This is a genomic window from Pseudomonas graminis (genome assembly GCF_004364335.1).
Taxonomy (GTDB): Bacteria; Pseudomonadota; Gammaproteobacteria; order Pseudomonadales; family Pseudomonadaceae; genus Aquipseudomonas; species Aquipseudomonas graminis_D.
On record NZ_SOCR01000007.1, the window covers coordinates 178,788 to 190,671 of the forward strand.

Consider the following 11,884-nt stretch of genomic DNA (forward strand, 5'->3'; position numbering starts at 1 on the left):
TTCAAAGGATGTGGTCATGGCAAAGAAACCCCGCAACGCTGCCTTTATCGAAGACCCGCTCTGGTACAAGGATGCGGTGATTTACCAGGTCCACGTGAAGTCGTTTTTTGATTCCAACGACGATGGCATCGGTGATTTTCCCGGCCTGATCGCCAAGCTTGATTACATTGCCCAACTGGGCGTCAACACCATCTGGTTGCTGCCGTTCTACCCGTCGCCACGCCGCGACGATGGTTATGACATTTCCGAGTACCGTGGCGTGCACAGCGACTACGGCACCATGGCCGATGCCAAGAAGTTCATTGCCGAGGCGCACAACCGCGGCTTGCGGGTGATCACCGAGCTGGTCATCAACCACACTTCGGACCAGCACGCGTGGTTCCAGCGCGCGCGGCATGCCAAGAAAGGCTCCAAGGCCCGGGATTTCTACGTCTGGTCGGATGACCCGCAGAAATACGACGGCACCCGGATCATCTTTCTCGACACCGAGAAGTCCAACTGGACCTGGGATCCGGTGGCCGAGCAGTACTTCTGGCACCGTTTCTATTCCCACCAGCCGGACCTGAACTTTGACAATCCGCAGGTCATGAAAGCGGTGATCGAGGTGATGCGCTATTGGCTGGACATGGGCATCGACGGCCTGCGTCTGGACGCGATTCCTTACCTGATCGAGCGCGACGGCACGAACAACGAAAACCTGCCAGAGACCCATCAGGTTCTTAAGCAGATTCGCGCCGAGATCGACGCCAACTACCCCGACCGCATGCTGCTGGCTGAAGCTAACCAGTGGCCGGAAGACACCCAGTTGTACTTCGGCGATCGCAAGGGCAAGGACGGCGACGAATGCCACATGGCGTTCCACTTTCCGCTGATGCCGCGCATGTACATGGCAGTGGCCCAGGAAGACCGTTTCCCGATCACCGACATCCTGCGCCAGACCCCGGAAATCCCGGAGAACTGCCAGTGGGCGATTTTCCTGCGCAACCACGATGAACTGACGCTGGAAATGGTCACCGACCGCGAGCGCGATTACCTGTGGAATTACTACGCCTCGGACCGTCGCGCGCGGATCAACCTCGGCATTCGTCGTCGCCTGGCGCCGCTGCTGGAGCGTGACCGCCGCCGCGTTGAATTGTTGAACAGCATGCTGCTGTCCATGCCCGGCACGCCGACCCTGTATTACGGCGACGAAATCGGCATGGGCGACAACATCTACCTCGGCGACCGCGACGGTGTGCGCACGCCGATGCAGTGGTCGATCGACCGTAACGGCGGCTTTTCCCGCGCCAACCCGGCGAGCCTGGTGCTGCCGCCGATCATGGACCCGCTGTACGGGTATCAATCGGTCAACGTCGAAGCGCAGGATCACGACCCGCATTCGCTGCTGAACTGGACCCGGCGCATGCTCGCCGTGCGCAGACAGCAGAAAGCCTTTGGCCGCGGCACCCTGAAAATGCTCTCGCCGAGCAACCGCCGCATCCTGGCCTATACCCGCGAGTACACCGGCCCGGACGGCAAGACCGAAATCATCCTCTGCGTCGCCAACGTCTCGGCTGCCTCCCAGGCCGCCGAGCTTGAACTGGCGCCGTACGCCGGGACCGTTCCGGTCGAGATGCTCGGTGGCAGCGCCTTTCCACCTATTGGCCAGCTCAATTACCTGCTGACGTTGCCGCCGTATGGCTTCTACTGGTTCTTGCTGGCCGCGGAGAATCAAATGCCCAGCTGGCACGTTGAACCGGCCCAAAGCATGCCGGACTTCCCGACCCTGGTGCTCAAGCAGCGCCTGGAAGAATTGCTCGAAGAACCCCTGCGCCAGACCATGGAGCAGCAGTCGCTGTCGGTCTATTTGCCGAAACGCCGCTGGTTCGCCGGCAAGGGCACGGCCATCGACAGCATTCACATTGCCTACGCCGTGCGCTTCGGCTCCACGGTGCGGCCGGCGTTGCTGAGCGAAATCGAAGTCACCTCTGGTGGCGAAACGGTGCGCTACCAGTTGCCGTTTGGCCTGTTGCCGGAAGACGACATCAGCAGCGCCTTGCCGCAACAGCTCGCCCTGTCCCGCGTGCGTCGCGGCCGTCAGGTCGGCTTGATTACCGATGCGTTTACCCTCGAGCCGTTCATTCGCAACGTCATCAAAGGCATGCAGGACAACACCGTGCTGGCGACGCCGGACGGCGAGCTGCAATTCCAGAGCACCTCGCAACTGGCGCCGCTGGGCCTGAACGAAGATGCAGAGGTGCGTTACCTCTCGGCGGAACAGTCCAACAGCTCGGTGGTGGTCGGCAAGAAGCTGGTGCTGAAAATGATTCGTCGTGTCGCGGCAGGTACTCACCCCGAGCTGGAAATGGGCGCGTACCTGACCGAAGCCGGCTACCCGCACATTTCGCCGTTGCTTGGCTCGGTGGTGCGCGTCGACGGGCAGGGCGAGAAGAACCTGCTGATGATCGCCCAGGGTTACCTGAGCAATCAGGGCGATGCGTGGGAATGGACCCAGAACAACCTCGAACGCGCCGTGCGGGACCACATGGCCCACGGTCAGTCGGCGCTGGAGCAGCAAGCCAATGCGCTAATCGAACTGAAAGACTTTGCCGGCCTGCTCGGCCAGCGTCTGGGCGAGATGCACGTGATCCTCGGTGCGCCGACGGACAACCCGGACTTCAAGACCGAAGTGACCAGCGTTAAGGACAGCGAGGCCTCGGCCAAGAGCGTCTCGGCGCAGATCGAGCGCGCGTTGCAGCTGCTTGAACAGCATCGCGACTCCCTGGAAGCCCAGGATCAGCAGCTCATCACTGAACTGCTGGGCAAACGCAAGGCGCTGCTGGCCCAGGTCAAAACCCTGGCCAGGCAATCGGTCGGCGGCCTGAGAATGCGCGTGCACGGCGACTTGCACCTTGGCCAGATGCTGGTGGTGAAGGGCGATGCCTACCTGATCGACTTCGAGGGCGAGCCGGCGCGTCCGCTGCAGGAACGTCGCGCCAAATACAGCCCGTTCAAGGATGTCAGCGGCGTGCTGCGCTCATTCGACTACGCTGCGGCGATGGCCATGCGCAACGCGCAAAGTGCTGACACCTCGGTGCAGGCCGAAACGGCGCGCCAGCAAGTGGCCGAGACGTATTTGCTGCAGGCGCGGGAAGCCTTCCTCGACGGCTATCGCAAGGCCACCGTCGAAGTGGGTCACGACTGGAAAGATGCCAAAGGTGAAGCGGCCGCGCTGGCGCTGTTTACCCTGGAAAAAGCCGCTTATGAAGTGGCCTACGAGGCCGAGAATCGGCCGACATGGTTGTCGGTTCCGCTTCAAGGCTTGCGCGGGCTTCTAGACCTGTCTGATGGAGAATCAAAATGAGTGCCTCTGACCCATTCGGTAACGGCAATCACGCAATATTGCCCAGCGCTGTCGATCTGGACGCGTTGATCCGTGCGGAGCACCGCGACCCGTTCTCGATGCTCGGTCCCCACAGCGATGGCGCTGAAGGCCAGGTGATCCGTGCCTATCTGCCCAATGCGCTGGCGGTGCGCGTGCTCTCCCGCGACGGCGAGCGTGACCTCGGCGAGCTGAGCATGACCGATAAGCCGGGGTTCTTTGCCGGGCACTTTGCGGTGCGCGAACCCTATCTGCTGAAAATCTCCTGGGCCACGGGTGAGCAAATCACCGAAGACCCGTATAGCTTCGGCGAGCAGCTGGGCGAGATGGACTTGTACCTGTTCGCCGAGGGCAACCACCGCGACCTGAGCAGCGCGTTGGGCGCACAGGTGAAAAACGTCGACGGCGTCGACGGCGTGCGCTTCTCGGTGTGGGCACCCAACGCCCGCCGCGTCTCGGTCGTCGGCGACTTCAACAGCTGGGACGGCCGTCGTCACCCGATGCGCCTGCGTCACCCGACGGGTGTGTGGGAAATCTTCATCCCGCGCATCGGCCCGGGCGAGGCTTACAAGTACGAGATCCTCGGTCAGCACGGTGTGCTGCCGCTGAAAGCCGACCCGATGGCCTTGGCGACCCAACTGCCGCCTGCTACGGCGTCCAAAGTCGCTGCGCCGCTTGCCTTTGACTGGCAGGACAATGACTGGATGCAGTCCCGGGGCGACAAGCACGACATCCACCAGCCGCTGTCGATCTACGAACTGCACGCCGGCTCGTGGAAGTGGCATCACGGTGGCGATGACGAGCCCGACCGTCCGTACAACTGGCGCGAGTTGGCCGATCATCTGATCCCTTACATCAAGGAAACGGGCTTCACCCACATCGAACTGATGCCGATCATGGAACACCCATTCGGCGGGTCGTGGGGGTATCAGGTACTGTCGCAGTTCGCGCCGAGTGCGCGTTACGGCAAACCCGAGGACTTCGCCGCTTTTGTCGATGCCTGCCACCGCAACGACATCGGCGTGATTCTTGACTGGGTGCCTGCGCACTTCCCGACCGATGCACACGGTCTGGCCCAGTTCGACGGGACTGCACTGTACGAATACGCCAACCCCCATGAAGGTTTCCATCAAGACTGGAACACGCTGATCTACAACCTGGGCCGCACCGAAGTTCATGGCTTCATGATCGCGTCCGGGTTGCATTGGCTGAAGCACTTCCACGTCGATGCGTTGCGCGTGGACGCGGTGGCTTCCATGTTGTATCGCGACTATTCCCGCAACGCCGGCGAATGGGTGCCGAACCGTTACGGCGGCCGCGAAAACCTGGAGGCCATCGACTTCCTGCGTCACCTCAATGACGTGGTGGCGATCGAAGCGCCGGGCGCGCTGGTCATCGCCGAGGAATCGACCTCGTGGCCGGGCGTTTCCCAGCCGACCCAACAGGGCGGTCTGGGCTTCTCCTACAAATGGAACATGGGCTGGATGCACGACACGCTCAAGTACATTGAGCAGGACCCGGTCCATCGCCAGCACCACCATTCTCAGCTGAGTTTTGGTTTGGTCTACGCGTGGTCCGAACGATTCGTGCTGCCGATTTCCCACGATGAAGTGGTGCACGGCAAACATTCTTTGATCGACAAGATGCCCGGCGACCGCTGGCAGAAATTTGCCAACCTGCGCGCGTACTTGTCGTTCATGTGGACGCACCCGGGCAAGAAGCTGCTGTTCATGGGCTGCGAGTTCGGCCAGTGGCGCGAATGGAACCACGACACCGAACTGGACTGGCATTTCCTCCAGTACGCCGACCACAAGGGCGTGCACACGCTGGTCAGCGATCTCAACCGGCTGTATCGCACGGAAAAGGCGCTGCACGAGCAGGACTGCCAGCCACAGGGTTTCCAGTGGGTCATCGGCGACGACGCCGGCAACAGCGTTTATGCGTACCTGCGCTGGAGCAAAGAGGGCGAGCCGTTGCTGGTGGTCGCCAACCTCACGCCAGTGCCCCGTGAAGCCTATCGTGTCGGCGTGCCGTTCAGTGGCAAGTGGGCCGAGCTGTTCAACAGCGACGCCGATATCTACGCCGGTTCCAACTTTGGTAATGGCGGCGGTGTGCGCACTGACGACCTCAAGAGTCATGGCCAGGCGTTCTCGCTGTCCTTGAACCTGCCGCCGTTGGGCGTGGTGATCCTCAAGCCGACGGTGGAGCAATTGCAACAGGAGGGGTGATTCCCCCCGCCAGACTGTTGTGAACCTTGTGGGAGCGAGCTTGCTCGCGAATCGTCTTTATCCGCCGGCTCTGTCAGCGGATAGGGGCATTCGCTGGCAGACTCGCTCCCACATTCATTTCAGGCCTTCCTACAAGCGCTGTGGGACGCTTCCCGGACGAATGTCATCCCTCGCCACTGAACCTGACACCTTTTGAATGGTCTGTTGACCACTGCGCGCGCAGTACGCCCGGGGCACAACCATGGGCGTGCGGCTGAATTCCGCCCGCGCCAGATGCCTTTTCCAGCCGTTACAGCCCGTTGTTCGTCGCTGTCCCGATCAGGCGTTATTCCCTTGCATGCGGCCCGTCCATCGGCCTTCTTTTCAATTTGTCGAAGATTATCCATGCCTATCTCTCCCTCCAATGCCTCCCTTCGCTTTACCCCTGTGCCGGGCGTTCGACGCCGCTTGCTCAACGCCGGCCTGCTGACCACGTTATTGACCGCTGCCGTTGCCAGCCCATTGGCGCTCGCCGAAACACAGAGCAAAGACCGCTGGGTCAGTGACACCCTCAGCACCTACGTACGCAGCGGCCCCACCGACGGCTATCGCATCGTGGGCACGCTGAAATCCGGGCAGAAAGTCGAGCTGATCAACACCCAGGGCGACTACAGCCAAGTGCGCGGCAGCGCCGGCGACAACGTGTGGATTCCCACCGCTGACCTGCAGGAAGTGCCGGGTCAGGCCGAGCGCTTGCCGCAACTGACGCAAAAAGCTGCCGACCTCAGCGCGCAACTGAAGACCATCGACGATGACTGGAAAACCAAGGTTCAGGGCATGCAGGAAACCCTGGAGTCGCGCAAGAAACTGGTCGACGAGCTCGAAGCCCGAACCAAGGATCTGAACGCGCAGTTGGCCAGCGCCCAGTCGGACTTGCGCACCACCCAGGCGAAACTGGGTGACGAGAACAATCAGGTGTTGATGCGTTACATGGTCTACGGCGGGAGCATCGCCGGCGCTGGCCTGCTGCTGGGCCTGATCCTCCCGTCCCTGACCAAGGGCCGCAAGCGTAACGATCGGTGGTTCTGAGTAGCCCCGGCTGAGCCAGTTGGAGGCTGAATCGGCTCCCACTGCTGAATCGGCTATGACTGTAGGAGCGCGCTTGCCCGCGAAGACGGTCTCACATTCGATCTGTTTCCGCCTGACACACCGCGCCTTCTCCAGGCGCCGGCTTGCTGGCGAACGTGGTGAGTCAGTTGCTCATGCGTTAATTGACACACCGTATTCGCCAGCAACGGAGCTCCTGACGGATGAAGGGCGAACACACCGAGCGTGCCATTCCTCAGGCCTGGATTCCTCGGCAATTACTGGCAACTTTCCCCCCATGCGCTAGTTTTGTGCGGGGCACCCTCTGCCCACGCTGTCTTCCGTCACAAGAAAAAGAGAAACCGCCCATGAAGTTCGAACCCTTTGCCCAGTCGCTCGTTGCGACGGCGCTTATCCTTGGCCTGTCCTGTGCTCACGCCGCTTCCGTGGCCCCGGCCGCCGCCGAAAACGGCATGGTCGTCACCGCGCAGCATCTGGCCACCCACGTGGGTGTCGACGTGCTCAAATCCGGCGGCAACGCGGTGGATGCGGCCGTTGCCGTGGGCTACGCGCTGGCGGTGGTCTATCCCGCCGCCGGCAACCTCGGCGGAGGCGGTTTCATGACCATTCAACTGGCGGACGGGCGCAAGACCTTCCTCGACTTCCGCGAGAAAGCCCCGCTGGCGGCCAGCGCCAACATGTACTTGGACAAGGACGGCAACGTCGTGCCGGACCTGAGTTCCAAGGGTCACCTGGCCGTCGGCGTGCCCGGCACGGTGTCCGGGATGGAAATGGCGCTCAGCAAATACGGCACCAAAAAGCGCGCCGACGTCATTGCGCCAGCGATCAAACTCGCTGAAAACGGCTTCGCGCTGGAGCAAGGGGATGTCGACCTGCTCGGCACCGCCACCGACGAATTCAAAGCCGACGCCAAGGACCTGGGCACGATCTTTCTGAACAAGGGCCAACCGCTGCAAGTCGGCGACACCCTCGTGCAGAAAGACCTCGCCAAAACCCTCAAGGAGATCTCCGCCAAAGGCAGCGACGGTTTCTACAAGGGCTGGGTGGCCAAGGCCATCGTCGATTCCAGCCAGGCGGGGAAGGGCATCATCACCCAGGCGGATCTGGACAAATACGCGACCCGCGAACTGGCGCCGATCGAGTGTGATTACCGCGGCTACCACGTGGTGTCGGCGCCGCCACCGAGCTCCGGCGGCGTGGTCATCTGCGAGATCATGAACATCCTCGAAGGCTACCCGATGCAGGAACTGGGTTATCACTCCGCCCAGGGGCTGCATTATCAGATAGAGGCCATGCGTCACGCCTACGTCGACCGCAACAGCTACCTCGGCGACCCGGATTTCGTCAAAAACCCCATCAGCCATCTGCTCGACCGCGACTACGCCGCCAAGCTGCGCGCCGCCATCGAACCGCAAAAAGCCGGGATCTCCCAGAACATCAAACCCGGCGTCGCGCCCCACGAAGGCAACAACACCACGCACTATTCCATCGTCGACAAATGGGGCAACGCGGTGTCCGTCACCTACACGCTTAACGACTGGTTCGGCGCAGGCGTGATGGCGAGCAGCACCGGCGTGATCCTCAACGACGAGATGGACGACTTCACCTCCAAGGTCGGCGTGCCGAACATGTACGGCCTGATTCAGGGCGAAGCCAACGCCATCGCGCCGGGCAAGTCGCCGTTGTCATCGATGAGCCCGACCATCGTTACCAGAGACGGCAAGACCGTGATGGTGGTTGGCACCCCGGGCGGCAGCCGCATCATCACCGCGACCTTGCTGACCATGCTCAACGTCATCGACTACGGCATGAACATTCAGGAGGCGGTCGATGCGCCACGCTTCCACCAACAGTGGATGCCGGAAACCACCAACCTGGAGGCCTTCGCGGTCAGCCCGGACACCCAGAAGATCCTCGAAAGCTGGGGCCATGAGTTTGCCGGTCCCCAGGACGCCAACCACTTGGCCGCCATCCTCGTCGGCGCGCCGTCGCTGGGCGGCAAACCCGTGGGTAACAACCGTTTCTACGGCGCCAACGACCCACGGCGCAGCACCGGGTTGTCGCTGGGCTATTGATCTAATCGGCATCTGATTCGCCGGACGGGGCAGGGTGCCTTTGTTCGGTGACCGGGGGCTGTCCTTCGCCCAAGGCAAGGCCTGCGCGTGATTTTGGTTGCGCGCCGGGTGCGCTGAAGTGTTATGTTATAACCCGTTTTGCAGGCCGCTGAAGGGCCTGTCGGTTATCGCGCTTCGAGAGTCCACCGCGTATGCAAACCCTGTCTATCCCTCTGCAATCTCCCGCTACGGCCATCGCCCATCCCGGCCGCCTGCAATCGATCGATGCCCTGCGTGGGCTGATCATCATCTTCATGCTGCTGGATCACGTGCGCGAGACCTTCTTTCTGCACCATCAGGTCAGCGACCCGATGGACGTCGCTCACACCAGTGTAGACCTGTTCATCAGCCGCACCCTGGCGCATTTCTGCGCGCCGTTGTTCGTGTTTCTCACCGGGCTTTCGGCCTGGCTGTACGGCGAACGGCATGCGGGCAAGGGCGCGGTGGCGGGGTTTCTGTTCAAGCGCGGGCTGGTGTTGATCGCGCTGGAGCTGACGCTGGTGAATTTCGCCTGGACGTTGCAGCTTCCGCCGACGGTGATTTACCTGCAGGTCATCTGGGCGATCGGGCTGAGCATGATTGCGCTGTCGGCCATGGTGGTATTGCCGCGCGGTATGCTGGCGGCGCTGGGGATGGCGATCATTGCCGGGCATAACCTGCTGGATGACGTGCACTTTGCCGTGGGCTCGGCGATGCACATTCCGTGGGCGATTCTCCATGACCGGGGCTGGATCGAGGTCGGCGACAGTTTGCGCTTGCGCACCTCGTACCCGCTGCTGCCGTGGATCGGCGTGATTGCTGTGGGTTACGCCGCCGGGCCGTGGTTTGGCCGCGACACAAACGCAGAAAAGCGCGAGATCAACCTGCTTGCCTGGGGGTTTGGCGCACTGACGTTGTTTCTCGCGCTGCGCGGCATTAACGGTTATGGCGAGAAGCCGTGGATGGAGGGTGACACCACGGCGCAGACGCTGATGAGCGTCTTGAACGTGACCAAATACCCGCCGTCGTTGCTGTTCATCAGCCTGACCCTGGGCGTCGGCCTGCTGGTACTGGCATGGCTTGAGCGACAGCAGGGAAGGGCATGGTTGCGACCGCTGGTGACGTTTGGTGCAGCGCCGATGTTTTTCTATCTGCTGCATCTGTACGTGCTGAAGTTGCTGTACGTTGGCGCGGTCGCGATCTGGGGCACCACCCAGGGCCAGTACTTCGGCTTCACCTCGGTACTGGGCCTGTGGGGCTGCGCCGCGGTACTCACTGTGGTGCTGTTGCCGGCGGTGAGCTGGTTCGCGGCGCTGAAGGCGCGCCGCCGGGACATCGCCTGGCTGAAGTACTTCTGAGCACGGCCATGTAGGACCGGCTTTAGCCGGGAAGGCGTCAGGCGTCGCGCAGGCTGCGTTCCATACGCGCCAGGCCTTCTTCCAGCATCGGCCGCGGGCAGCCGAAGTTCAGGCGCACGAACTGGCCGCAGTCGTCGCCGAATTCCATTCCGTCGCTGAGCGCGATCTTGGCGTGTTCGAGGAAGAACTGCTGCGGATTTTTGAGTCCCAGACCCGAGCAATCCAGCCACGCCAGATACGTGCTCTGTGGCAGGTGCATCGTGATCCCCGGGAAGCGGATTTTGAGGGCCTTGGCCAAGTAATCGCGGTTGTCCTGCAGATACGCGACGACCTGTTCCAGCCAAGGGGCGCCCTCGCGATAGGCCACTTCGGTGGCCTCCAGCCCAAGCGCGTTGACACTGTCCACCAACCCCAGTCGCCCGGCATTGAAACGCTGGCGCAGCTCGGTGTTCTGCACCACGGCGAAGGCTGTTTTCAGCCCGGCGATGTTCCAGGCCTTGCTCGCCGACATCAGCGTCACGCTGCGCGCCGCGATCTCCGGGCTCAGAGAAGCGATCGGCGTGTGCTGGCGACCGTCGAACAGCAGGTCGGCGTGGATTTCATCGGAAATGATCAGCGCATTGCGCCGCACACAGGCCTCACCGATGGCGAGCAGTTCGCCCCGTTCGAAGACCTTGCCCAGCGGGTTGTGGGGGTTGCTCAGCAATAGCGCGCCGTGGTCGGGCAGCGCCCGTTCCAGCGCCGCGACGTCGGTGGGGTATTCGCCCTGGGCGTTGGCGTGGAAGGGCAGATCGATGCGCGGCAGCTTCCAGTTGGCCGGCGCATGCAGGAGCGGCGAGTAGTTGGGCGTCTGCACCAGCACCGCACTGGACGGCGACACCAGCGCGTGGAGCGCCATGTTCACGCCAGGCTCGACCCCGGGGAGAAACACCAGATCCTGCGCTTCGATCTGCCAGTCGTAGCGCTCGGCGAGATGCTTGACCAAGGTCTCACGCAACGCCTGCTGGGGCACGGAATAGCCCAACAGCGGATGCTCCAGACGGTTCTTCAGCGCCTGCACAATGGGCGCGGCCACCGGGAAATCCATGTCCGCCACCCACATCGGCAGCACGTCCTCCGGGTACTGGCTCCACTTTTTGCTGCCGGTGTTCAAGCGCTGAAAAACGTTGTTCAGATCCATGGTCTGGCCTGTCCTGGTCGAAAAAAAGGGGGATTGTGCCAGAGATTGGCGGGTTGAGTTTGATGCCGATTTTGAGCTTGTAGGATTAGTCCGTAAATGCCGCTGGAACCGTCTCCTTCGTGTCTCCCCCTCTGGAGTCACACTTTGAAATGCCTCATCTTCGCCCGCTTCAGCCCTCTCTCATGGACGAATTGATCCGGTTTTCGGCAGACCGGTCAGGGGCGCTTTCTCCTGCCAGGGACGCTCATTCATGCTCACCGTATTGCCGCCTTTCTTCGATCACAGCCGCCACAAGCTTTACGCCCCCTTCGCCCCTTACCTGATTACCACGCAGGAGGGCGAGCGGTTCCCCGGCGTGACAGACAAGGACGGCAGGACCATCCCGGTTCACACGTTATTGCCGGGGAACGTGGTGATCGAGCTTCCCAATGACAAGCCCGATGAGCAGTGACCACCGCTCAGGGGCCCCATCGCCCGGATGATTTGCGATCTGCATCGCAACGGCTAACGACACTGCGCCTGCCGCCACGCAATGGGCCGCGACAATTTATCACCGCATCAAATCTTCAATCAGGAAG

Annotated in this window: 7 protein-coding genes; 6 read left to right on the forward strand and 1 reads right to left on the reverse strand. The window is 62.0% G+C overall.

Going from position 1 to position 11,884, the window contains the following annotated elements:
• Positions 1-16: 16 nt before the first annotated feature.
• The 5 genes from treS to EC919_RS14845 all read left to right on the forward strand — a co-directional run bounded on the left by treS (position 17) and on the right by EC919_RS14845 (position 10,126).
• Positions 17-3,343 (forward strand): maltose alpha-D-glucosyltransferase, encoded by a 3,327-nt coding sequence (gene treS, locus EC919_RS14825; RefSeq protein WP_133775119.1) that lies wholly within the window; start codon positions 17-19, stop codon positions 3,341-3,343.
• Positions 3,340-5,589 carry a 1,4-alpha-glucan branching protein GlgB gene (gene glgB, locus EC919_RS14830; protein ID WP_133775121.1) on the forward strand — a complete coding sequence of 750 codons (2,250 nt, stop codon included), beginning with the start codon at positions 3,340-3,342 and terminating at the stop codon, positions 5,587-5,589. Before treS ends, glgB begins: the two co-directional genes overlap by 4 nt.
• Before the next feature lie 384 nt (positions 5,590-5,973).
• Positions 5,974-6,657 (forward strand): TIGR04211 family SH3 domain-containing protein, encoded by a 684-nt coding sequence (locus tag EC919_RS14835; protein ID WP_133775123.1) that lies wholly within the window; start codon positions 5,974-5,976, stop codon positions 6,655-6,657.
• A 365-nt stretch (positions 6,658-7,022) separates the two neighbouring features.
• Positions 7,023-8,750: a gamma-glutamyltransferase gene (gene ggt / locus EC919_RS14840; protein WP_133775125.1), complete on the forward strand. Its 1,728-nt coding sequence runs from the start codon at positions 7,023-7,025 to the stop codon at positions 8,748-8,750.
• Positions 8,751-8,941: 191 nt separating this feature from the next.
• On the forward strand, positions 8,942-10,126 hold the full coding sequence (locus EC919_RS14845) for a DUF1624 domain-containing protein (protein ID WP_133775126.1): 1,185 nt from the start codon (positions 8,942-8,944) through the stop codon (positions 10,124-10,126).
• 37 nt (positions 10,127-10,163) lie between these two features.
• Here the strand turns inward: EC919_RS14845 and EC919_RS14850 are convergent, their stop codons facing one another.
• A complete protein-coding gene (locus tag EC919_RS14850) occupies positions 10,164-11,306 on the reverse strand; it encodes a MalY/PatB family protein (protein ID WP_133775128.1) in 1,143 nt (380 codons plus the stop codon).
• A gap of 250 nt (positions 11,307-11,556) precedes the next feature.
• Here EC919_RS14850 and EC919_RS14855 point away from each other — a divergent pair, with 250 nt between their 5' ends.
• Positions 11,557-11,757: a hypothetical protein gene (locus EC919_RS14855; protein ID WP_133775130.1), complete on the forward strand. Its 201-nt coding sequence runs from the start codon at positions 11,557-11,559 to the stop codon at positions 11,755-11,757.
• Positions 11,758-11,884: the final 127 nt, after the last annotated feature.

Bases quoted from the DNA above. Each gene is read 5' to 3' on its own strand.
- treS (WP_133775119.1), top strand. From the start codon at position 17: ATGGCAAAGAAACCCCGCAACGCTGCCTTTATCGAAGACCCGCTCTGG.
- glgB (WP_133775121.1), top strand. From the start codon at position 3,340: ATGAGTGCCTCTGACCCATTCGGTAACGGCAATCACGCAATATTGCCC.
- EC919_RS14835 (WP_133775123.1), top strand. From the start codon at position 5,974: ATGCCTATCTCTCCCTCCAATGCCTCCCTTCGCTTTACCCCTGTGCCG.
- ggt (WP_133775125.1), top strand. From the start codon at position 7,023: ATGAAGTTCGAACCCTTTGCCCAGTCGCTCGTTGCGACGGCGCTTATC.
- EC919_RS14845 (WP_133775126.1), top strand. From the start codon at position 8,942: ATGCAAACCCTGTCTATCCCTCTGCAATCTCCCGCTACGGCCATCGCC.
- EC919_RS14850 (WP_133775128.1), bottom strand. From the start codon at position 11,306: ATGGATCTGAACAACGTTTTTCAGCGCTTGAACACCGGCAGCAAAAAG.
- EC919_RS14855 (WP_133775130.1), top strand. From the start codon at position 11,557: ATGCTCACCGTATTGCCGCCTTTCTTCGATCACAGCCGCCACAAGCTT.